Origin of the sequence: Pseudoalteromonas sp. OOF1S-7 (genome assembly GCF_022347765.1) — a bacterium.
GTDB lineage: Bacteria > Pseudomonadota > Gammaproteobacteria > Enterobacterales > Alteromonadaceae > Pseudoalteromonas.
On the sequence record NZ_JAKRFZ010000001.1, the window covers coordinates 641,032 to 664,028 of the forward strand.

The window sequence follows — 22,997 nt, forward strand, 5'->3', positions numbered from 1 at the left end:
TTACCCATCCAAGTTATTTATTTCAGCGCCATCACGCCTTCTATCGCAACATCACCGTTAGCTGGTAGACGAGATACTTCAACCGCTGCGCGCGCCGCATATGGCTCTGTAAAATAGTTGGCCATCAATTGGTTAACCAAAGGGAAGTTATTTAAATCAGTTAAATATACAGTGAGTTTAACCATATCCGACAGGCTGCCACCTGCTGCTTGCGTTACTGCCGAGAGATTATCCAGGACCTGAGTGATTTGGGCTTCAATCCCGCCCTCAACCAAGGTCATCGTCTCAGGTACTAACGGTGCCTGAGCAGATAGAAAAACCAAACTGTCTGCTTTAACCGCTTGTGAGTAAGTACCGATTGGTTTGGGTGCCGTGTCTGAATATACAATTGTCTTCGTCATTGCTGTTTCCTTCGTTCGTTGATAAATCAAATACTGTGAGTAAAGTGGTCTGCGGCGTGGCCCAACAGTCAATGCCTCCCGGGACGACTTACGCAAACCTTTTCTTGAATTGCTATGCTAAAAAGCGTTGAGGCGACAAAGCCTCGGAACTGACACCTAGCTGACTAAGTGATTCAGGTACATTCTCCTGACAGAGTAACGCCCGACTTAATGTTGCAATTGCCGGGGCCGTTTGGATCCCGTACCCCCCCTGCCCTGCCAGCCAGAAGAAGTTGGTCGCCCTGGGATCAAAGCCAATCACCGGATTTCTGTCTGTGGAAAAGGTTCGCTGCCCAGCCCATTTACTCTGTAACCGGGTTACAGGCAACTCAGTGGCCTTTTCAAACCTGTCTATCGCTATGGCGACTTCTAACACATCTGGACTGGTATCGCAGGGTGGCTCAGGAGATTCATCACAAGGCGATACCATTAATAGACCGGCATCAGGTTTAAAGTAAAAGCTCTCAGCAATATCTCCGATATAAGGGCCTTCTAAGCAACTACCCTGGGTTTCAATCAGCACAGCACTGCGCTTGAGTGGCGACAAACCAAGTGGCGCCAATCCTGCTAGCCTGGCAATTTCATCCGCCCAGGCGCCAGCGGCATTGATAATATGAGACGCCCGATAACAGGTTTCTCCACAATACACCTGCCATTTACCCTGAACGAACTCTATCTTGCTCACGCTGGCAGACGTTTTTAGCTCGCCTCCGTTGCGCTTCAACCGGGATATACATTGCTGATGAAAACCATGCACATCAATATCCATGGCATCCGGCTCATACACTCCGGCAATCCAGTGCTCAGCAAGAAATGGGTAACGCTCAGCCAGCTCATCATGATCTAACCATTGCACATTCTCCGTCAGGCGCTTTACTTCCTGATAATGAGCTTGTAGTTTTTCTACACTCTGTTCATCGGCCACAAACATGGCTCCGCGATCACTGATCAACGGAGACTCGCCGTCTAGTGAGGCGCGAAAAAAAGCACCACTGGCTTTGGTCAGAGCCCGGATCTGCTTACTGCCATAGGTCTCCAGATAAATTGCTGCTGAGCGACCTGTCGTGTGGTAACCGGGCTGGCTTTCTCGTTCCAGCAACAGTACTTTGTGCTGCTCGGCCAATTCTTTTGCAACTGAAGTGCCTGCGATCCCGCCGCCAATGATCAGAAAATCATACTCCGTCATACTCACCTCCGTTTACGCTTTGTTACCGTGGGCCGGAGGGAAAAAGTCATGACACTGTAGTGACTCAGCACCATCACAGTCGCGCAAGATCCGCTCAGCAACCGCCAGATCCAGGCAGCCCATACCAAACGGTGAAAAAATACGAGGTTTGTCGGGGTCTGGCTGCACAGAGCCCGAGATTAAATCGACGATGCCGCCTGCCATAAATGTTTTATGACCGACTTGTAATTGTGCCTTATGAACTGACGTATTTGCTTTGAGCACATGATCAACATCGTCTGCAATGTTCTGACTGTCTAAAATGATGTCTGGTGCGATATCTCTCAAAGAGAGGTGCAATACCGTAGGATTGTTGGCAAAAAGCTCAGCATCGCTGATATAAGGTTCGATAGCTGAGGTTGCAAACAACACCATATCCGCGTCAGCGATGACTTGATTTTGCTCAGTAGCATCCATGTTGTTATGCTCACACTGCTGAGCAAAAGCCTCTGCCCGTGACAAGTTTTTGTCAACCACGGTAATTTTCGCGATGTCCCAGTTTAACTGAAGCATAATCGTCAGAGTATTGAAGGCGATAGGACCACTTCCGACGATCACTAAATGGCGGCATTTTCCAGGGGTTAAATGCAAGTAGCTAGCACCGAGTACCGCCGACGCGGCTGTCCTGGCGGCACTGATTAGGCTTCCTTCAAGACATGCCCTTGGATATCCGGTTTGTCGGTCATTAACAATGATAACTGCTGATGCCCTGTTCTTACCTTGCTCAATATTATCAGGAAAGCTAGATATCCATTTAATCCCAGCGACGCCCTCTTCCCCTTCAATCGAGGCGGGAAGCGCAATGATACGGTTTTGCGGCTGTGTAGGAAAACGCAGAAAATAACTGTCAGGATTGACCACCCGGTCATCCGCGTGTAACTGATAGGCGGAGGCGATAATATCTAGTAATGAAGACGCATTGTCGTCCAACCAGCGTTGGATCAGTGGCGCAGAGATAACTGAAAATGACAAGTTACTGTCTGAAGTTGCAAGCATAAGATAGTCCTTAGTTAAGAAAGTGATTAGTAATTTAAACCGCGGTCAGTTCTGGTGTAGTGAAGAGTTCCGGAAAGCGCACCAATAGCCAGTCAGGGTCGTATAGTGTATTGAGGTATCGCTCTCCCATGTCAGGGGAAATGGCCACAATGGTCGAGCCCTTTGGTATTTTTTCTGAGTATTGCTGGAGACCCTGTAATACTGTGCCCGTAGAACCACCAAATAGAAGTCCCTGCTTTGCCATCTTATGACACATGCACACAGTATCCCGTTCGTTCACTAAAATGAGCTCATCAAATTGGGCCATGCGCCGGATCGGAGGTGCGACGCTGGTGCCCAACCCGGGGATGAAGCGTTTACCTGATGGACCACCAAATGTAACCGAACCATAGGTGTCTATGGCAATTATCTTGGTTCTTGGCGAATGCTGTCTTATGTACTGACTCACTCCCCCTAAAGTGCCGGTGGTGCCTGCACCGATAAAAACATAATCTGGCTGCTGAAACTGCTTAATAATCGCAGGCCCTGTGGACATATAGTGCGCTTCAAGGTTATCGCTGTTCTCGTATTGGTTGATCCAAACCAATGAGGGGTCTTTGCGTTGCATTTCCTTAATTAGCTTAATTCTTTCGTGCAGATAGCCGCCGTTTTCATCCTTCTTATCAACCTTGATGATATCTGCACCATAAGCCTGGATAAGCCGCTCTGAAGTTGGCAGGATGTTGGGATCGGTAACACATGTGAAAGAGTAGCCTTTCGCAGCACATACCAGGCTAAGGGCAATGCCCAAATTCCCGGAAGAACTCTCAATTACTTTACTCCCGGGCATCAGTTTGCCTTCTAATTCCAGCCGTGCAATCACCTTCAACGCAGGCTTGATCTTGATCGACCCTCCGATGGAAAAGCCTTCCATCTTAAGGTAAACGTCTTGTTCTTGGAGAAAATCATTTAGACGGAGAAATACATCATCGTGTACCAGCTCCAGGGCCGTGTTGTAAATCATACTTATTCCTTTTTCCTGTTGTATCCACTAGAGTTCGCATGCCAGATCGGCTAGTTTGAAAGCTGTTTTAGGGAGCGTTTTTGCCAGTTGATGACGTGTTGTTTTTTTACCCAGCAGCTGACCTGTCAGCCCCGCCTGCAAGATCTGATGTGTACTTATTGTTAACAGAGGATCCCAATGAGACACAGACAACAAAGGATTTTTATAACTTAAGGCGATACAAGGCACACGTTTCAATTGAAGTAACTTCGCGGCAGAATAACGGTGATGACCATCCATGATCACCCCCGACTCTACATCAATCATAATAGGTGTGGTCCACTCCATCAACCTACTGATTTCATTAGCCAAAAAAGCTGCATGCTCAGGGCAGTGTTGCTCTGTAGGGCGCAATTCACTAAGTTCTCTAAGCTGTAACTTAATTGAGGAATCTGACTTACTTTCCATAGTAGTTCCATGTCGAAAAATGCTATATTGGGTACGGAAAGTAGCAGTGAAAGGCCAAAAAGTAAACATGAGAAACACAAAAAAAATACAAAAATTTGATCTTAGTTAACCAGTCGGGCATAACTGAATGATTGTCTTACTTTTAATCAATTCGCTTTTTTCTTGAAAAATTTTCTAGATACTTCTTCACAGACTAACTCCCTCCTTTTTGACAGACGCAACATAACCAGATGCTCAGTTCCGCCGAAAACGATCCGGTAAACGAGAACGGTGTTATGCAACCACAATTTGCTCAGGGCTGACACATGATCTCATCCCGCCGCTTATGAAAAACGCAGCAACCGTGGCGACAGTCCACATCAAGTGCGTGACAACGCTGTAGCAGGCAAATGCTATCCCTGACTGAAAAGCCTGCCGGTGGATATGCTGATCAAGCAAATGCTATCCCTGACTGAAAAGCCTGCCGGTGGATATGCTGATCAAGCAACCATGCACAAGGGCAACAACGCGGCTATCGTAACCACGTCAACCGCCCATGTTCCAGCAACACCGTCGAGACTAATAAATGCAACTCAGGCAAAGCTGTTAGGTTTACCTTCGCCCGAGCGCAAAGCAAAACAGGTATTCTTAGCCATGCTTGCTAGCGACAAGTAACGTGATAAAAACGGAGACGTCCAAACAACAAAAAATAAGAATAAAAATCAATATATTATAAATCCTATTCAGTATTTATCGCTGTGTACTTAGCTGCCTGAGTCAGCCATTTTTGACACTCAAAGTTGTCGGCTTTTCCCGTCAGAATGAAATCAATGATAAGTCAGCGTTAAGTCAGGCAGTCAAAAACAGACACGTTACAGTACAGGCTGCTTCATCTTATTCAGTTCACATAGCATCAGAAAAATAAGGAATAACCATGTACTCTGTCTGTCGAATACTTCCTCTGTTACTTGCGGCGTTGACAACTAGCAACAGCAGCAACGCACACGATCACAAACCCATACTTAAAGGCCCTTATCTCGGCCAACCTTCTGTCGGGCTGACACCCAAAGCTTTTGCGCCTGGGGTGATAGCAACAGACACATACCTTGAAACAGAAGTACTCTTTTTGCCTGATATGACTGAACTCTCATTTACTCGCACTGGCGGTAAATACGGGCAAAACACTCTGCTTGCAATGCATTATAAAAATGATCAGTGGCACTGGAAAACAATCCCTTCCGGCGAGGCCAGCGCCTATCAGTCACGTTTTAGCCCTGCGGTATCAGAAATCAAAGAAATAGCACCATTCAAAGATATTCCTGTTATTGGCTACACACGCTCTGCTGCCGATACCATTTTCTTTTACGTATTGAACTTTGACGACGGCAGCGGACACTTGAGCTATTCACGTCGGGTCAATGGCAAATACCAAACACCTGTAAAAATGAGCAAAGCAGTGAACAAAGGCAAGTACATCGCCCACCCTTTTGTTGCACCGGATGAATCTTATCTTATGTGGGATGCCGAAAAGGACGACGAAAATACGCCAGATATCTATATTAGCTTTCGACAGCCAGACGGCAGCTGGGGAGAAGCCATCAATATGGGCGACAAGATAAACACACCGCTCTACGAACAACGGCCCAAAGTGACCCCTGACGGCAAATATCTGTTTTTCTGGCGTGGGGATGTCAAAACCAGGGAAGATGGCAGCCGCTATGTCACTGGTAGCCCCTACTGGGTGGATGCTCAGATCATCGAGCAACTCAGGACACAGTGAGAAAATAACGATCGAGCTGTCATTAAGTACGCTGTAGAGCCGCTTTCTCGCGGCCTTTACGTCAGTGAATTGAGGTTGTTTAAAGTACTGACGCCACCATTTCCATGCCTGTTCTGAGACTGCATCCACTTAAAATCAAACCGGTGCCTGATTTAGCACAAAACCCTGCGGAACTCACTCTGACAAACAGGGCTGAAAAAGTGGCACCCTGTTGATTCATTTGCGCATCGTAGAATGGCCGTTGTCCAGGCATGTATGTTTACCCCGGTATAAACTCATCCCAAATTACCAGGCGTTCAACTCAAACCCCATCATTTGTTCAAAAAACAGCCTTGACACTTTCACAATTCGTTAATAATGTGGAACAGCGACTTAATATTCGCAACAACAAACATAGAAGGAATTAATTATGAAAACGATGAAAGCTAAGTTACTGCGTGCACTCGGCATTCGCAGTGCAAAACCCTCTGCTTCAGCGAAGTATGTATGGCCTAACTACAGTAACATCTAATCAACAAGTCAGAAGGAATTAATTATGCAAACGATGAAAGCTAAATTACTACGCGCACTCGGCGTTCGCAGTGCAAAACCCTCCACTTCAGCGAAGTATTTCTGGCATCACTACAACAACATCTAACCGATAAAATAGAAGGAATTGACTATGAAAACACTAAAAACCAAGGTGCTTCGTGCACTGGGCGTTCGTGCCACTTCACCCTCTCAGTCCAAGCGTTACTTATGGATCATGTACAACAATATCTAATTGATATTGCCTGACTAAACACAATCTAGAAGGAGTTTTACTATGAAAGCACTTAAAGCAAAAGTAATGCGCGCAATGGGTCTTCGCACTGCCACTCAGTCAAAGCGCTACCTGTGGAAACTGTACAATAACATCTAATGTTTCGCACCAGCCCATGCTCTAACCCATGGGCTGTATTCACCACCCCCTTCTGAATGGCAACCCACAGAGCGAACAATAATAATGATGATACCCAAAGAGCGCCCTGATATTACAGAAATGAGAGAAGATTGCGCTAAGGGCAAAGAGGACTATCAGGTTGACGGCCAGAGCTATGCCTTTTTTAATCCACACAGCGCCCGGCTGGCGAATCAGTTGAACTTTGCAGATATGACCCTCCCGGACTCCTTGTTTGGTGCGCAAGAGGAAAGCCAGAACGCGATGAGCTGGCAGCATATTCGCAGCGGCTGGCTCAAACTCCTGAAAAAAATGGACTCACAAGACTACCTGATCCGAGTCAAACATGCGATGAAAGCTCACTTATTAAGCCAGCCAGGTAAGACGGTTAATCTGGATCTGCTAATCCAGGAATGTATTGCCTTTTGTGTGCTGGATGTGATGATCTGCGATTTGACGGAGCAACAACGAGCGTTGATATCCCGTCACATGCGCGCACAGATCCAAGTGCTGCTAAAACCCGAGACACATACCCGACTCAGACAATACCCGCTACTGTGGTACAATCTGCGTGCGGCTCAGGTGATCCGCCGGGCTATTCGCAAACGCCGTAATAGCTCAGGTAGCAAACTCGATTTATTACAAAGCGTAGTCGACGACTATCCGGCCCTCGGCATGGACCGTGCCCTGGATGCCATGATGACCTTAGTCACGGCCATTTCTGGCCCGCCCGGTGCCGTCGCCAGTTGTATGGCGGCACAGTTACTGCAATCCCCGCAGTGGCAACAGATCCTCAGCAACGAACTCAGGGGCTTTCCAAACGATGTGCCTGCCTTGCCATTTAAGCACACGCCTCAGTTACACTGGTTTATAAAAGAAGCTTTACGTATGTGGAGTGTACCCATCGTGTTTCGCGAAGCCCGCTGCCCGTTCAGTGTTGGTAAGTTCACCGTGCAGGCTGGCGATACCTTTTTTAACAGCAGTTACTTTGTTCATCGCAATGAGCAGTACTGGCCAGAGCCTCATGTTTTTAACCCGCTGCGCTGGCAACAGGCAAATGTACAGCCCAACACCTTTGTGCCGTTTGGCTGGAATCCACGCAGCTGTATCGGCGCGCAACTGGGCACCAACCAGCTCGCCATACTCTGCCAGCTGCTGTTGAGTGAACTGGATATTACACTCACCAATCCGTCAGCGCTGGCATTTGAAAATATGAACATTCCCTCCGTTGCCGGGTTTGAGGGCATCATTAGCGAGAAACAGTCATGAGATTAGAAGATACTGACGAAAAATTTGACAAGCCGTTTCAAGCGCTTGATCAGGCCCTGTCACATTGCCCCGCACACATAGAATTTGAGCAGGACAATTATTATGTGACCGACTTTGACTCCGCGAAACAAGCTATGGGTAACCCGGACGGCAATTATATTGAGCAATCCGATTTCTTTAACGTCAATGGCATGTTGTTTTCCACCCGGGAAGCACAAATTGCCATCGGCAAAGACGCTATCCTCAGCCTTAAAAGATACTATGAACAACGCCGGAACCAGGTTATTGAGACATTTCGGCGCCAGGTCAGCCAGGGCCTGTGCTGGCCTGATAGCGCCAATGATCTGATGTACACAGTGTTTTACGACTTTCTGGTCGACAGCCAGCGTAGCCCTCAACTTCGCAAACTACTCGATAAAGTACTGACCTTCTCTTTATACAGCGGTCAGAAAACCCACGGCTCGGGGTGGCGCCGTGCCTTTATCCGACTCCGTGTTCACCGTGCCTTGCGCTCGGTGTTTAAAGCACGTCGCCAGCAGCCGCCTTACCAGGGCAGTAACCGCGATGTGATTGACATTCTGCTGGCGTCGAGCCCGGATAATGAATCGCCCAAAGCGCTGGCACAGATCTTCTTATCTTTCTTTTTTGCCATTAACAGCTCTATGGCATTTACCCTGGCCTGGTCTTTGTTTTTTTGTGCCAAAGAAGGCGGCGTGCAGCATCCGGCCCTCTGGATAGTCAAAGAGGCATTAAGGCTCTGGCCTGTGGCCTGGAACCTGCCAAGAACTCCAAGTAAAGCACACACGCTAGGCAAACTGCATATCAAACAAAGTGATACGGTAACAGTCTGCCCCTACGTGCTACATCGGCATCCGGACAACTGGGTACAGCCCGAACGGTTCTACCCGCCACGCTGGGAAAATGCCACCGCTGATGCGCCCTATATGCCCTTTGGTTGGGGCACACATAAGTGCATCGCCTCGGCGTTTGCACTGAGTTTTACCTCAGATCTCATCAGTGCACTACAGGGCCAGCAACTAACCTTCGAGCAACTATCAGAAGAGTTGCACCCGGAGCCTGCCGTCGCACCGCCCGCATTTATAGTTAACGTACAGACTCCCGCCTGAATCTGGCATGCAAAAGCCCGGTTTACGGGTTTTTTCTCAGCCCACTTCTGACCCGCGTAACCTTCTGTAATAGTCACCGAATGCCTTTGCATCTAGAGTTTATCCAGATACTGATCGGTGCAGCCCCGCTATACTTAAAGTGGGCTGACGTAAAACGTACGGCCCGGTCGGGACAGGTAAATGACGTGTGAATAACTCATAGGTCATTGCAGTTACCTGACAAGGAAACATTGATAAGCGGAAACCGTTATGAGCGATAAGAAAAAACGTAATAAGCCACAACAAGGTGAACTGGTAAACCCTAAGTATCTTAAAAAGAACATAGATAATGCCCCAACAGCCAATAAGGTGAAGTGCTGGAACGGGAATGATGACTTCCAGCCCATTGAACTGGCCACTCAGCGCCTGAAAGAAATGTTTGTTGAAATGGGACAAAAAACCCGTATTGAACGCGGCCAGAAGCCCGCTGAGCGGGCCGTCTTTCGTAAGCAACATGGTATCGTTTACGGCAAGTTTGAGATCCACAACAACCTGAACAAATGTTTACAGGCTGGTGTATTTGCAAAATCGGCCAGTTATGACTGTGTGGTGCGCTTCTCAAGCGATACCACACCGGATGGCCCGGATCTGCATTCCACTTTGGGCGTGGGGATCAAACTCTTTGGCGTGAAAGGAAAGAAACTGCTGGGTGACAGTGACAATGTCGACTTTATCATGCAGAACATCGACCGATTTTTTGTTCGCGATGCCTCTCAAATGTGTGCCTTTACCACAGCCGGCGTTATCGACCGCGACTACCCGGCCTATCTGGAAAAACACCCGAAAACAGCCGACGTACTGGATGCCATGACCAAACCCGAAGCCAGCTGTCTGAGCACTCATTACTGGGCGATACTGCCGTTCAAACTTGGTGAGCAGAATGTCGTGAAATATCGTATTCGTCCGGTCGATACCTACCGGGGCTCACCGGCCCAGGGCAATGATTATCTGGCCGATGACTTACAAATTCGGCTCCGTCAGGGGCCGGCCAAGTTTGTGTTTGAGATCCAGCGCCGCCCACAAGGTGCCTCAGAAAAAGAATTCCCCATCGACAATGCCATGGTCGTGTGGTCAGAAAAGGAAGCTCCCTTCGAGCCGGTTGCCACCCTCACGCTGCCACAGCAAGACATTTGTGCCATAGGTCAGGCTGAGTTTGGCCGTAATCTTGCATTTAATATCTGGCGCACCCTGGCTGAAAATGAACCGCTGGGTTCCATTGCACAAGCACGTAAAATCGTTTATCAGGCCAGCGCCAATACCCGCCATCAGGCCAATGGTCAGCAGATGAACGAACCCGATGCCATCGACCCAAAGTTTACCGGGAACAGCGACGAAGACAGTGACTGTATTGTACGGGCTGGCATTTACCCCCCCATTGGCGTAATGCGGGTAGGCAGCAGCAAGGAGTATTTTATTGGTCCGCAGGTGCCCAACCCTAAACCTCGCCTGGAAAAAGATGCCTATCGTGACAAAAAAGGGCTGCTTAAGCGTCAGGCGGCTGAGTTCCGCATTTATGGTTTTAACGCGGCAGGCAAGCCCGTTAAAGAGCTGACTATGGAAAACGCCAATATTCGCTGGCAGGTACACCTGGCCAATCAGAAGTCGTCCTGGTACGAATTTCAGCTGGCACTGGATGTGCCGGAAGCCGCCGATGCCCCGCCCAGCCTGCTGCGCAACAATAATGTCGCCGATCGTAACCGCTTATTGATCGATGGCGGCTGTCATACCTTGAATAAAACCAAAGTGAAAAAAGGCCCGCAGTTTCATGGCGAATTCATGGGCGAAGAAGTCTATCTGGGTGAACTTAAATCTGACGAGCAGGGTCGCCTCATTGTGCTCGGGGGCAATGGGGTATCGCGTAATATCAATGGCGACATTGCCATTACCTTTGCCAATAATCAGGGCTGGCATGACGATATTTCCGATGGCCCGGTGACCGCCGAAGTTGAATATGAAGGCGTCAAATTGCAGGTCGACCCGGCCTGGGTGGTGTGCGCGCCACCGGATTATGCACCAATGCAAAAGTCCGTACGCACTATGTGGGATCTGATGCGCTCAGTCGCCATCAATGCTGGCATGTTAACCCGTCCGGCTCGTCCGTCTTTCAAACACGATATTTTGCCTATTTTCGAGCGGATGACCGACTTGCAATGGGTGAACGCGGGCTTTGCCGCTGGGTTTGGTTTTAAAGCGCCCTTTAACTACACCAGTGAAGAATGGAAAGCCAAACTGGGCAACCCGTCCCCGGCTTACAAAGAACTACGCCGCACCCTGTCGAACAATTTCCGTCGTTACGGTCAACCCGGTGCACAGGCTGCGCAACTGTGGCCCTGGCTTTATGGTGATGCTTTGTCCATTCCGCCAACGGGATCGGAGCGCCAGCATTCCACCCTGTCAGCACTACAACTGTCGTTTTTAGACCAATGGGTAGAGGGCGACTTTACCGCCGACTACGTCGACCCGGCAGTATGTCCGCATGCCGCAAACCCCGATGACATAAATAAAGTCCCCGTTGCTGAGCAACCGGATATGCTCACCCGGGGGGCACTGGATTTCTGTCTGGCTGATGCCTTCCATCCGGGCTGTGAAATGACCTGGCCCATGCGCACGGCCGGCATGTACATGGCACCGTTTCGCATCAAACATGCCGATAAAGGGATCAGTAAAGACACCACTTACTATGGAGCCCAAATCAACGGCGATACCATTACACTGGCACAAGGTCCAATCCTCGGAGGTCAGGTGGCCGGTGGCATCACCCGCTGGATGGCGATCCCCTGGCAGACAGACACCGCCAGCTGCCGCGATGGCTACACGCCCGATTACGACCCTTACCTGCCCACTTTCTGGCCTGCTCGGGTGCCGAATAATATTCTGGATGTGGCGCGCTATGAAGAAGCCATTAACCCGGCACTGGACCCGCAAACCCGCGTTGAGGCATTCAATTACCGCAGCGACTGGCTCGATGCCCTACCATTGTATGGCCAGCCAGCAACCTATACCGCACAGATCAACAGCATGATCGCCAATTTCGACAAACTGGCTGTGGTACAGGGCCGACCAGGTGCAACTGACGAGGTAGATCTGCCCGCTACCATGCAGGTTGGGATCACCGCCAAAGATCACCTTCCCGAACAATCGATCAAGACGGTGCCCAAAGAGCAATCCTTGAACCAGCTTCAGACCGTTGCGCAGCTGGCTGCGAATCTGGTGCCCAGCCCGGATGGCAGGGACGCAGCAAGGCCCGTCATGGCGACTTCACGCTCTCGGGTGGATCTTGGGGTGATCGAAAAAGTCAGTCGTTTTGCGGCAAACTTTCCCAAGGACTTTAAATAAGGTCATACGCAATGACACAGGTAAAACACTGTCAGATTGCGATCATTGGCGCCGGGGTGGCAGGCTGTATCGCCGCCCTGGCGCTGAGTCGCCACTTTCAGGTATTGTTGATTGACAAGCAAACAGCCTGCCCCGACAAGGTGGGTGAATGCCTGCCGCCGGCGGCAGCGCGGATCCTACGAAATTTAAACCTGCTGCAAGACTTTGAGCAGCGCCAGGATTTACATATTCCAAACTATGGCATTCAAAGCCGCTGGGGCAGCGAGCAAAGCCTTATTAACGACAACCTTAGCAACCCCGATGGTTTGGGCTGGCAACTCAATCGGGCCGGGTTTGAAAACTGGCTGCGTGAGCAAGTGGTCGCGTACGGCGTGGAAATACTCTGGCCCGCCAGGTTACTGGACGCCCAGCCTGGCAGTGACGGCTGGTTGTTGTATCTGGCAGCGCGTGCCTCAGCGCAAACGCAGGCCACTCAGCAGAGCATTGCTATCCCCTGCCACTTTGTAATTGATGCCACCGGACGCCACAGCGCATTTGCCACTAAGCTAGGACTCAAGCGCACTGTGCTGGACAAACAGATTGCCCTGTGGGCAAGCCTGGGTTGTGCCATTAAAAACCAGCTGGCTTATATTGAAGCGAGCGAGCAAGGATGGTGGTACAGCGCCCGATTACCGGCGCAACGCCGAGTACTGGCACTGCAAACCGACAGTGACTTACTCAACAAAGGCCTGCAACACGATTTAGCTCAGTTTTGCCGCCTGGCACGTACACAACCTGGATTAAAGGCACTATTGCCGCAAGGTATTGAGCGGTCGGGCTCCATACAGTTGCATGGTGTGGTATCGGCCAATAGTACCTGTCTGACGCAGGCTGCCGGGCACCGCTGGGCTGCACTGGGTGATGCCGCCTGCAGCTTCGATCCTTTGTCGTCGCAGGGCATGTTTAATGCCATGGCAAGCGCCATGCAACTGGCCAACAGCCTGGGTGAGTATGGCCTGAGCGACGCCGATGCCGCCATTGAAGTAACCCGCCTGCATCAGGCACAGATCAAGTCTATCTGGCAACACTATCTGAGCCATCGCGCACATTATTACGCACAGGAACGGCGCTGGCCCGGTTCTCCTTACTGGCAACGTCGCCAGACACACAAAAACGCCGAGTTCAGTTGAGCCCGGCGTGAGGTTCGCAATTCAAGTCCGTTTTATACCTGTCCATTTTTATATTTGCTCATCGGATGGAGCAAAGTGGTATTATTTTACAATCAGCTGATCTTCATAGGTGTAGATGCTGTTTGGATCTGTCAGGTTAAAGACCTTCACCGCCATGGTTTTGCCTGCCGCGTTTTCACACTCCAGAATTTGATACAGCACCGGGTGCTTGGCTTTATTGTCAACGACTGTGTCCAGCGTAAATACGTCTGAATGGAAAGGTCCCTTGCGATCTTCGCCGTGGAACAGGCCCAAAGACACACCCCGATCTGCAAGAACGCTACAACGGGCATCGTTGTTCTGGTTGTCAATCACCAGGCGGCTGCTGATGTGATATGCAGTGTGATAGCCATATGAGTAAGGCTGATGAACAAAATCACCGGCAGGTGTCAGTTCAATTTGCCAGTCAACGATGGGGGCACCCGGCACGTTAACCAACACATTGTACCAATCCCCCGCCGCGTCGTAGCAGCTGACATGCAGTACTTTCTTGTCAGTCAGTGCCGTGTCAGGAATCGCCACGCCCATTTCAACCGTGTTGCGATCTGCAATGGTTTTCACACCCAGGTTTGCAATGTGGCTGCCGTCCTGCGCCGAGTACAGGTTTGCTGAATCACAGTGTGCCCCTTCACCACGCAGTATCAGCTGCGCTTCAAAGTTATGGGCAAACTCACCCGTCAACAATGCCGAGCTCACCGGACCTGAGGTATAGTTGGTCAGACGCTCATATCCATCCGTATCAAATACGTTCTGATACGCAGTAGCCTGACTACCAAACGCAGTGAACAAAGCGGCGGCTGCAAATGACAAAGATAAGGTTTTCATGGTTATGTCCTTTTAATAAGTAACGAAATAAAACGTGAATGACTAAATGCTGAAGCGCAGGTCAGGCAGCCAGATGACTGTCTGGCCCTTGCTTACCAACTGAGGTCACCATAGCAAGAGAAATTCGCGCCAGACAAATTTCAAAAACAAGTAGGCTTACTTATGAAAAGCATAAAAATATCCATTTAAATCATAATAATAAAGAAAACACGCACCGCCATCATAAGCATTGCTCAGAGTTTCAAAAGTCGCTCCTAAGAGACCCTGTTTTATTCTGTTCAAAAAATAATGAAACTTCACCTGAGTCGCGTTGTTGCCAATTTCATAAACCGGCAAAGCTTGATCTACGACAAATAAATTTGTCACTCAGCAGCAAAATTTCTCGTTGAAATGGGGCTTGCACAGCAGCACCAAGCGCCCTACTATCTGCGTGTTTTCTGAAGATAGCCAATCCGAGTACATCGCGGTGGTGTGTTTAGCATGACGGGTCAATGAGCCAGTCATGATGTGGTCACCCCGTGGCAAGGCGATAGAGCAACTATCCAGGATCTGTAACTGATTCGGGTAAAGGTAATACGCTGATGCGTCGTCAAAACCTGAGTCGCTTTGCTCAAGACCTGAAGGGGTGATCGCGTGCACCACAAACAAGCACCGTTCACACAGAGCCTGCAGGTCGTTATTCGCTGATACTATTTGGAGTCGCTATGCCTATTCAGCCTCAAGTACAAAATTTTGCTATTGACGCTACCCTTGTTACCGATCTGGTTGCGCAGTACGGTTCACCACTACTGATGCTCGACTGTGAGCAGGTGCGTGACCAATACGAGGCACTTTGCGAAGCATTGCCCGGCGTGCGTTTACACTATGCCCTGAAGCCCCTGCCGCATCCAGCAGTAGTGCGCACTTTACTGCAACTGGGTGCCAGTTTTGATCTGGCAACCAGCGGTGAAGTCGCACTGGTACGTGAGCAGGGTGTGCCGGCTGAACGCACAATCCATACGCACCCAATCAAGCGTCGCAGTGACATTGCTGATGCATTGGAGTATGGCTGTCAGGTGTTTGTGGTCGACAACCTCAACGAGCTGGCTAAGTTTCGCGAGTTTGCCGAACAAGCTGAAGTGCTGATCCGACTGAGCTTTCGCAACAGTGAAGCCTATGCCGACCTGTCGAAAAAATTCGGTTGCAGTCCGGCCGATGCAATGAACCTGATCCGTCAGGCGCAGCAATGGGGTATTCGGGTGAAAGGTCTGTCGTTTCATGTTGGTTCACAAACCGCCAATGCCGACAAATATGTCGCGGCTATTCAGGCGTGCAAACAGCTGATGGACGACGTGGTGGCTGAAGGCTTGCCTGCACTGAGCTGCCTGGATATTGGTGGTGGTTTCCCGGTATCGTACGCGAGCAACCAGGTAGATATTCGTGCTTTTTGTGCGCCAATCAATGCGGCACTGGCACAACTGCCAGAGACGGTGCAGCGTATTGCCGAGCCCGGTCGCTTTATCGTTGCCGGTGCGATGACCTGCGTTGCCTCGGTGATGGGTCAGGCACAACGTGAAGGCCGTACCTGGTATTATCTGGACGATGGGATTTATGGCTCTTTCAGTGGGCTGATGTTCGACATGGCGTGCTATCCGCTGCGCACTCTGAAGACCGCTGATGTGGTCTATCCAAGCGTACTGGCAGGGCCAACCTGCGACAGCATAGACGTGATCTGTGATGCCGTTGAACTGCCCAAACTGGAAGATGGCGATCTGGTGATCACCCGCATGATGGGTGCCTACACCAGTGCAACAGCGACCGACTTCAACTTCTTCAAACGTGCCACCACAGTGGTACTCAATGAAGTGATCCAACTTCACCAGGCCGAATTCGGCAGCTAACTTACCTACCTGTCAGAGGCTCCCCGGGGGCCTCTCACCTTGACATATCCAATCGGACGTATAAGGCTCTCTACCCTTCCGACGTTTATGTGCGTGTATCTGATACAGCATGCTGCGCAATAAATAACGCATCGGCCTTGACCAGCGCGCTGAAGCACCACATCACCCACATATAACACCAAAAAAGGTCCTGAAATAAGAAGATTAATTACTTCCACAAACACTTATACTAAGAATTAAATAGACCACACACCCGGCCAGATGAAAATTTTTATTCATTTCGTTTGACTTTTGTTCAATTGAACGTAACTTTTAATACAACTCGATACACCGAGTTAACCAAATAAAAACAAATACCTTTATGACAACAGGAAAAACGAATGAAACATTCTTTAATTTGCTTATCGGTTGTAAGTGTCCTTTCAAGTGCCGCTACATCAGCGTCTGAACCCGACTATCGGGGTGCAGCTGCTGAGCTGGCGATCAACAACACCTGTATCGTCAGATTCGACGACAAAACAGAAAAACTGGATGTGGAGGGCAAGGCCAGAGGGCTGCTGGCCCGCGCAAACGCTCAGGCAAAACACATTTACAAACATGCAATGAAAGGCATGGCAGTCAATATGAGCTGTGAGCTGGCACGTGCAACCTTTGCTGCAGAATCGGCCTCAATGCGCTTTACGCCAGATGGTGCCGTGTATGCCAGCCCGGCCAAAAAGCTTGGAAAACCAGGTGGTGGAGGTTCGCAAGGCCAGACCACTCCATGGAGTGTCAGTCGTGTTGGTGGCCCCGTTGATGGCAGCGGTTATACCGCCTGGGTCATAGATACGGGCATCGACGTTGACCATAGCGATCTCAATGTAGACAGCAGCCGAGGCTTCAGCGCATTCAGTAAAGGTAAGAATGCCGGTGTGGACGATGGCAATGGTCACGGCACCCATGTCGCCGGCACCATTGCAGCGTTAGATAATGACATCGATGTGGTTGGTGTCGCGGCAGGTGCGACCGTTGTTCCGGTGAAAGTACTCGATTCCCGCGGTTCAGGCAGCTGGTCGGGTGTTTTAGCCGGTATCGACCATGTCGCAGCCAATGCGTCAGCGGGGGACTGTGTCAACATGAGTCTGGGCGGTGGCTTTAACCAGGAACTGAATGATGCCGTCGAAAGTGCAGCACAACAATCGGGGGCTTTCTTTGTGATTGCAGCTGGTAACGAGAGTCAGCATGCCAGCAATGTCTCTCCCGCCAGTGCTTCACATCCGCGCGTATATACTATCTCAGCCACAGATGCCAATGATCGCTTTGCCAGCTTCTCAAACTATGGCAATCCGCCTGTCGACTATGCGGCACCGGGTGTCAGCATTTTGTCGACACGCAATGGTGGTGGTACGACCACAATGTCGGGTACGTCGATGGCATCACCCGCAGCCTGTGCCGTGATTATGATGAGCAATGGTAACCCCAGAACGGATGGTCGCGCATCCGGAGATCCGGATGGTAATGCCGACAGCATCATTCACTTATAAGTGACAGACAGCAGTTCAGCCTCTGCGCTGAGCTGCTGCTATAATTGGCTACTTCAGACTCTCAGACCGATATTCCCTGCGCTTGCATAGACCGAACACCCGCAATCGCCTGCATAATATCCATAAAATACACGTCTTCCAGTAAAGAAATCACATCATTCCATCTCGGGTTAAACTCGTTGTTCTCCCAGCGCCTTAAAGTACGCTCCTCAATACCATAGCTTGCGGCTGATTCTGCTTGAGTATAACCTCTTGATTTACGAGCATACTTTAACAATTGTGCCCCCCGGGGAGCCCGCAACAAGTCAAACTCTTGTGCCTTATCTTGGTGCGGTGATGGAACACCTCCTCCCAGAGCAAACGGATTAATCATGGTTTCTGTCGGGATCTTGCAGGTAACTGTGCTGGTCATATCCACTTCCTTACTTTTTTACGCAATCTTGTCATGTTGCCCAACTATATTGATGCAATTGGGTCATTATCTACTATCAGCAATGGCTGTTAACGCGGACTGAATCCTTAAAACACCGCCAATGCGTAATTTATGAAAGATGATAGTTTAGTTTTTTACGCAGATCAATGCGTAATTTTCAAAACTTTGCGTAAAAATTTGAATTGCGTTTTTTCATTCAAGTTTCTATAATGCCGTATTGCTTAAAAATGGGACACCAAAGGCGTGGTATCAAACAATGGAAAAACAACATAATACGGAAGCTGATATCTCAGCATTCGCAGAGCGCGTTGAATATGCAATTAAACCGCATAGTATTCGTGCCTTTGCGTCAAAAATTGATATTTCTGAAGGAACGTTAAGACGCATACTAAAAGGTGAAGATCCTAAGCTGAGTATAGTTGAACGCATTGCACAGGTCGCTAATGTGGATCTAATGTGGCTGATCCAGGGAGAGACTGCTGCGGACTGCCCACAATCACCGATTATTACCCAACCACTTGTGAAGCTGGATGAATTTAACGAAGCCTTTGTGCTGGTCCCGGGCTATCATGTCTCGGTCAGTACCGGCCATGGTGCCTTTAATGACAATGCCCAGGTTGCACGCCATCTGGCATTCAGAAAAAAGTGGATAGATTACAAAAACCTTGATAAAAGTGAGCTGGCAGTGGTCTTTGCCAAAGGCGACTCCATGGAACCCACCATTCACAACAACAACACTATTTTGGTGGATTTGAGTGATAAAAAACTCAGTGAAGGTCTGATCTATGTCGTCCGACTGGGTGAAGAGCTGTACGCCAAACGCTTACAACAATATCTGGATGGCTCGGTAAGGCTTATCAGTGATAACAAAGAATACGTTGAGCAGGTGGTCCGGGCCGACGAGCTGGAGCAACTGGAGATCATCGGCAAAGTCGTGTGGATTGGCAAAGATCTGGCGTAATAAAACGCCCATCACGACCGCTGAGCAGGCACTGTATAGCTACCAGAGGACTAATATCTGCCAGGCTAGTACTTACCACCTTGTTCATTTGAACTGGTTACTATCTCTCCCTGATAGAGCTGATTGCGGCCACTGCCGCCGTTAAGGGTGTCGTAACCCGTGCCGCCAGCGAGAATATCATTCCCCTCTTTGCCTTCGAGTACATCTTTGTCATCACCGCCGAGCAGAGTGTCATCGCCAATCCCACCGACCAGCTTGTCACGTCCGGAAAATCCTCTGAGTTCATCATTGCCAGCGCCACCAAATAATCGGTCCGCACCACGCCCCCCCATCACTTCATCATCACCGCTGCCGGCCCAGATGTGTTGTTCAATGGTCATGGCACGGCCGTCGTAACTGTCATTGCCTTCGCTCAGATAAACGTGAATTTGCTCAACCTGATTGGCATAGATAAACACACAGCTGGCACTGTCCGAGGTAGCTCTCATTACTTTAATGCGCCGACCGTCCAGGGTTAGCCGGTACGTTTCTGCCTCTGTCGTGCCAACAATATTAAGCACCACGATGTGCCTGACCGATTTTACAGCACGCAAAGACATGCGCTTTAATTCGACAATGGCGCCTCCACCCAGTCCGACGCACACGCCATCGGATGCAATCGCACCGTGAGCACCAAGCATGCCCATAAGACCCAATAAAAACGTCACCAAGACCCGCTTAACCATATCCCTACACCCTTTTAAAAGCGCTGTTTAACCTGGCTGAGTGAAATTAGATGCCGTGCTAATACCATATAACCAGATTACCTATTGTCACTCTAGCGACACAGTATGGACACAATGTGCAGATGTAACACGGGAAGCCTATTTAAGTTTAGCTGCTCAATACGAGAATGGTGGGCAAAATTATTAGGGTGGGATGTAAACCTCGCTGGGTATGTGAGAGTTCAGTAAGAGCCCATTACGGGCTCTGTGATCAACAAATCCAGTTTAGCACTCACATGCCCAGTAGCGATTACCTGTTTCTGATTGCGGTGGCGGATTACAGCGGTATGAATGCGCACCACCCGCTACATTAGGGGTTTGTTGCTGTGCCAGTTGTTGTGTATCTGTAAGGCGCTTTAGTGCTGATTTTTTAATTTGTAATTTCATTTTCTTGTCCTTGAGTTGAATTTTTTATGGCCAAAAAAAGACCACAAGAAACAACCTGACATTTTAACCACAATAAATCAACAATTATTTTACCAGTTATGAGTCGTCCGTCATCCACTGGGCCATGCGTGCCATAATCTCTTCTTCAGTTAAATCTTCCTGATGCGTGCCTATGGTCCAGACGTGACCAAATGGGTCCTGCAATGTCCCCGCTCTGTCGCCATAAAATTGATCCACCACGGGACGTAGCTCGGTCGCTCCCGCTGCGATGGCCTGGGCAAAGGTGCTATCAACATCAGGGACGTACAACATCAAACTAACCGGTGTACCTCCGAGCTGCTGTGGACTCTTAAAGTGCATATCCGGACACATATCTGACAGCATTAAATGAGAGTCTCCAATCTTTAGCTCTGCATGTGCCACACCGCCATCTGGCATAGGCAGCTGCATAATCAACTCTGCAGAAAAAGCCTTGCGGTAAAAATCTATCGCCTGGGCCGCATTTTCGGTGATCAAGTAGGGAGTCAGGGCGTGGTAGCCATCCGGTATCGCTGAAACTGTCATAATGATTTCCTCACACGTTAAGAGCTGTGCCATGACATGTCTTTTGGCTGTATGCATACCCACATATACACCATACCGCTCGTCAGGCAACCTGGTCATTTAAAGCTAGCCCAGTTCGCTGAAATGTCGAATTATGCTCCAGCTCTGCACAAATCTTCACACCTTGTGTTCATGCCTTTTTCAGCGCCTCAAAAAGCGTTAAACTAGGCGCTTTTAATGCCCAACAGTGAGAGCACGATGCAACGTAAAAAGTTGGTAAACCACCTCAATGAATTTCTTAAACCTTTTCAGATAAAAGACTACTGTCCAAATGGCTTGCAGGTCGAAGGGAAAACGGAGATCCGTAAGGTCATCACCGGCGTGACAGCCAGCCAGGCTCTCATCGATGCAGCCATTGAAAAACAGGCCGATGCCATACTGGTTCATCATGGCTACTTCTGGAAGGGCGAAGATCAAACCATTACCGGCATGAAAAAGCGCCGTCTGCAGGCCTTACTGGCACATGATATAAACTTACTGGCTTATCACCTGCCATTGGATGTGCACTCGGAAGTTGGCAACAACGCGCAACTCGGGAAGCTTCTGGGCCTGACTATGGAACGCCCGCTGGAACCCTGGAACAGTAATAGTGTTGCGGTCAAAGGTAAGCTGAGTGAGCCTATGGCTGCGACCGACTTTGCCGCTTTGATTGAACAGAAGCTGGGGCGTAAGCCGCTTCTCAATCAGTCAGGTAGCCATCTTATCAAAACCATTGCCTGGTGCACTGGCGGCGGCCAGAGCTTTATTGACCTGGCAGCCAGCCAGGGGGTTGATGCCTACCTCACAGGTGAGGCGTCTGAACAAACCATCCACTCATCGAATGAACAACAGATCCACTTTTTTGCAGCCGGACACCATGCAACTGAGCGATATGGCGTAAAAGCTCTGGGCGAGTATCTGGCAACTCAGTTTGACCTGGATGTTGAATTTGTTGATATCGACAACCCAGTGTGACCTATGGCCAAGCACACACAACGTACCCTCAATCGCAATGAGGACCGCAACTTTAGCGAATTAACCAGCAAATTTAAGAATAATATTTATGGCACCAACAAAGGCAAACTGAGAGAAGCCGTTTTGCAACGAGATCTCGCACAGCACTTGCCCTGGCTGGGTGTCGAGCTGGACAAAACAATACTTGATGTTGGCGGTGGTCAGGGTCAGCTGGCGCTGTTTCTGGCACGATTAGGGCATCATGTCACACTCGTCGATATCTCTGACGAAATGCTGGCACAAGCACAGACACAGGCCGACGCGCAGGGCGTCGGCGATCGGGTGACCCTGATCCATGCACCGCTGCAGGCACTCTCCGAGCTTTCACTCGGTCAGTTTGATCTGGTGATGTGTCATGCGGTGCTGGAATGGCTTACTGAGCAGCAACAGGCGCTGGCTCTGTTAACCCAACGACTCACCTCGCAAGGACACTTGTCCCTGATGTATTACAACCGGATAGCGCAGCGAATGGCCAATATGGTCTATGGTAATTTCGACTATGTACGTAATGGTCTGCAGGTGAAGCAAAAAGTGGGATTGAGCCCTAACCGTCCGCTGGAGCCTGAGGACGTCAACGGCTGGCTAAGCACCTTACCGTTGCAAAAGATTGCTCAGTCGGGTGTGCGCTGCTTTCACGATTATCTACGCGACCCAGAAAAGGGACATGGTCAGTTTGACGCCTTGCTCGAACTGGAACTCAAGTACAATCAGCAGGAACCCTATGCCTCCCTCGGCAGGTATACCCACCTGATGTTACAACATCGAGCGGTTGCGAAGAGCCTATAAAAAAAGACCCTGGCACCCATTTTCAGTGCCAGGGCCGAGACATGTGTCCAGGTCTTTGATCCTGTCGTCATACA

Annotated in this window: 22 protein-coding genes; 11 read left to right on the plus strand and 11 right to left on the minus strand. The window is 49.6% G+C overall.

Features of this window, described 5'->3' with window-relative positions; genetic code table 11:
• Window positions 1–17 precede the first annotated feature (17 nt).
• From MHN33_RS02830 to MHN33_RS02850, 5 genes are all read right to left on the minus strand, one after another.
• The gene (locus MHN33_RS02830) at window positions 18–401 is read right to left on the minus strand and encodes a Rid family detoxifying hydrolase (RefSeq protein WP_239394862.1); all 384 of its coding nucleotides are present in this window, start codon (window positions 399–401) and stop codon (window positions 18–20) included.
• A 112-nt stretch (window positions 402–513) separates the two neighbouring features.
• Window positions 514–1,626 carry an FAD-dependent oxidoreductase gene (locus tag MHN33_RS02835; RefSeq protein WP_239394864.1) on the minus strand — a complete coding sequence of 371 codons (1,113 nt, stop codon included), beginning with the start codon at window positions 1,624–1,626 and terminating at the stop codon, window positions 514–516.
• 12 nt (window positions 1,627–1,638) lie between these two features.
• Window positions 1,639–2,661: a 2,3-diaminopropionate biosynthesis protein SbnB gene (gene sbnB / locus MHN33_RS02840; protein ID WP_239394866.1), complete on the minus strand. Its 1,023-nt coding sequence runs from the start codon at window positions 2,659–2,661 to the stop codon at window positions 1,639–1,641.
• 34 nt (window positions 2,662–2,695) lie between these two features.
• Window positions 2,696–3,664 carry a 2,3-diaminopropionate biosynthesis protein SbnA gene (sbnA, locus tag MHN33_RS02845; protein ID WP_239394868.1) on the minus strand — a complete coding sequence of 323 codons (969 nt, stop codon included), beginning with the start codon at window positions 3,662–3,664 and terminating at the stop codon, window positions 2,696–2,698.
• A 27-nt stretch (window positions 3,665–3,691) separates the two neighbouring features.
• On the minus strand, window positions 3,692–4,111 hold the full coding sequence (locus MHN33_RS02850) for a ParB N-terminal domain-containing protein (protein WP_239394870.1): 420 nt from the start codon (window positions 4,109–4,111) through the stop codon (window positions 3,692–3,694).
• Between the two features lie 423 nt (window positions 4,112–4,534).
• On the opposite strand from MHN33_RS02850, the gene MHN33_RS02855 reads away from it, so the two are divergent.
• The 6 genes from MHN33_RS02855 (at window position 4,535) to MHN33_RS02880 (ending at window position 13,729) form a co-directional block, all read left to right on the plus strand.
• Window positions 4,535–4,765 (plus strand): hypothetical protein, encoded by a 231-nt coding sequence (locus tag MHN33_RS02855; RefSeq protein WP_239394872.1) that lies wholly within the window; start codon window positions 4,535–4,537, stop codon window positions 4,763–4,765.
• A gap of 259 nt (window positions 4,766–5,024) precedes the next feature.
• A complete protein-coding gene (locus MHN33_RS02860; protein WP_239394874.1) occupies window positions 5,025–5,870 on the plus strand; it encodes a hypothetical protein in 846 nt (281 codons plus the stop codon).
• A gap of 985 nt (window positions 5,871–6,855) precedes the next feature.
• Window positions 6,856–8,058 carry a cytochrome P450 gene (locus MHN33_RS02865; protein ID WP_239394876.1) on the plus strand — a complete coding sequence of 401 codons (1,203 nt, stop codon included), beginning with the start codon at window positions 6,856–6,858 and terminating at the stop codon, window positions 8,056–8,058.
• Window positions 8,055–9,185 carry a cytochrome P450 gene (locus MHN33_RS02870; protein WP_239394878.1) on the plus strand — a complete coding sequence of 377 codons (1,131 nt, stop codon included), beginning with the start codon at window positions 8,055–8,057 and terminating at the stop codon, window positions 9,183–9,185. Before MHN33_RS02865 ends, MHN33_RS02870 begins: the two co-directional genes overlap by 4 nt.
• Window positions 9,186–9,434: 249 nt before the next feature.
• The gene (locus tag MHN33_RS02875) at window positions 9,435–12,560 is read left to right on the plus strand and encodes a LodA/GoxA family CTQ-dependent oxidase (RefSeq protein ID WP_239394890.1); all 3,126 of its coding nucleotides are present in this window, start codon (window positions 9,435–9,437) and stop codon (window positions 12,558–12,560) included.
• A gap of 11 nt (window positions 12,561–12,571) precedes the next feature.
• Entirely contained in the window at window positions 12,572–13,729 is a 1,158-nt protein-coding gene (locus MHN33_RS02880; RefSeq protein ID WP_239394892.1) for a tryptophan 7-halogenase, read from the plus strand.
• Between the two features lie 81 nt (window positions 13,730–13,810).
• Here MHN33_RS02880 and MHN33_RS02885 read toward each other — a convergent pair whose 3' ends face one another.
• A complete protein-coding gene (locus tag MHN33_RS02885; RefSeq protein ID WP_239394894.1) occupies window positions 13,811–14,593 on the minus strand; it encodes a hypothetical protein in 783 nt (260 codons plus the stop codon).
• 366 nt (window positions 14,594–14,959) lie between these two features.
• Window positions 14,960–15,235 (minus strand): hypothetical protein, encoded by a 276-nt coding sequence (locus MHN33_RS02890; RefSeq protein WP_239394896.1) that lies wholly within the window; start codon window positions 15,233–15,235, stop codon window positions 14,960–14,962.
• 62 nt (window positions 15,236–15,297) lie between these two features.
• On the opposite strand from MHN33_RS02890, the gene MHN33_RS02895 reads away from it, so the two are divergent.
• Window positions 15,298–16,473: a type III PLP-dependent enzyme gene (locus MHN33_RS02895; RefSeq protein ID WP_239394898.1), complete on the plus strand. Its 1,176-nt coding sequence runs from the start codon at window positions 15,298–15,300 to the stop codon at window positions 16,471–16,473.
• A gap of 380 nt (window positions 16,474–16,853) precedes the next feature.
• A complete protein-coding gene (locus MHN33_RS02900) occupies window positions 16,854–17,996 on the plus strand; it encodes a S8 family serine peptidase (protein ID WP_239394900.1) in 1,143 nt (380 codons plus the stop codon).
• Window positions 17,997–18,057: 61 nt separating this feature from the next.
• Here the strand turns inward: MHN33_RS02900 and MHN33_RS02905 are convergent, their stop codons facing one another.
• Window positions 18,058–18,408 (minus strand): helix-turn-helix transcriptional regulator, encoded by a 351-nt coding sequence (locus tag MHN33_RS02905; protein WP_239394902.1) that lies wholly within the window; start codon window positions 18,406–18,408, stop codon window positions 18,058–18,060.
• A 277-nt stretch (window positions 18,409–18,685) separates the two neighbouring features.
• Here MHN33_RS02905 and MHN33_RS02910 point away from each other — a divergent pair, with 277 nt between their 5' ends.
• Window positions 18,686–19,390: a S24 family peptidase gene (locus MHN33_RS02910; protein ID WP_125716163.1), complete on the plus strand. Its 705-nt coding sequence runs from the start codon at window positions 18,686–18,688 to the stop codon at window positions 19,388–19,390.
• Window positions 19,391–19,455: 65 nt separating this feature from the next.
• On the opposite strand, the gene MHN33_RS02915 is transcribed toward MHN33_RS02910, so the two are convergent.
• From MHN33_RS02915 to MHN33_RS02925, 3 genes are all read right to left on the minus strand, one after another.
• Window positions 19,456–20,115, minus strand: coding sequence for a calcium-binding protein (locus MHN33_RS02915; protein WP_239394904.1), 660 nt, complete (start codon window positions 20,113–20,115; stop codon window positions 19,456–19,458).
• A 264-nt stretch (window positions 20,116–20,379) separates the two neighbouring features.
• The gene (locus MHN33_RS02920) at window positions 20,380–20,541 is read right to left on the minus strand and encodes a hypothetical protein (RefSeq protein WP_164518214.1); all 162 of its coding nucleotides are present in this window, start codon (window positions 20,539–20,541) and stop codon (window positions 20,380–20,382) included.
• 96 nt (window positions 20,542–20,637) lie between these two features.
• Window positions 20,638–21,105, minus strand: a complete 468-nt coding sequence (locus MHN33_RS02925; protein ID WP_239394906.1) for a VOC family protein — start codon at window positions 21,103–21,105, stop codon at window positions 20,638–20,640.
• A gap of 237 nt (window positions 21,106–21,342) precedes the next feature.
• Here MHN33_RS02925 and MHN33_RS02930 point away from each other — a divergent pair, with 237 nt between their 5' ends.
• Window positions 21,343–22,098, plus strand: a complete 756-nt coding sequence (locus MHN33_RS02930; protein ID WP_239394916.1) for a Nif3-like dinuclear metal center hexameric protein — start codon at window positions 21,343–21,345, stop codon at window positions 22,096–22,098.
• A 3-nt stretch (window positions 22,099–22,101) separates the two neighbouring features.
• Window positions 22,102–22,923 carry a methyltransferase domain-containing protein gene (locus MHN33_RS02935; RefSeq protein WP_239394918.1) on the plus strand — a complete coding sequence of 274 codons (822 nt, stop codon included), beginning with the start codon at window positions 22,102–22,104 and terminating at the stop codon, window positions 22,921–22,923.
• Window positions 22,924–22,997: the final 74 nt, after the last annotated feature.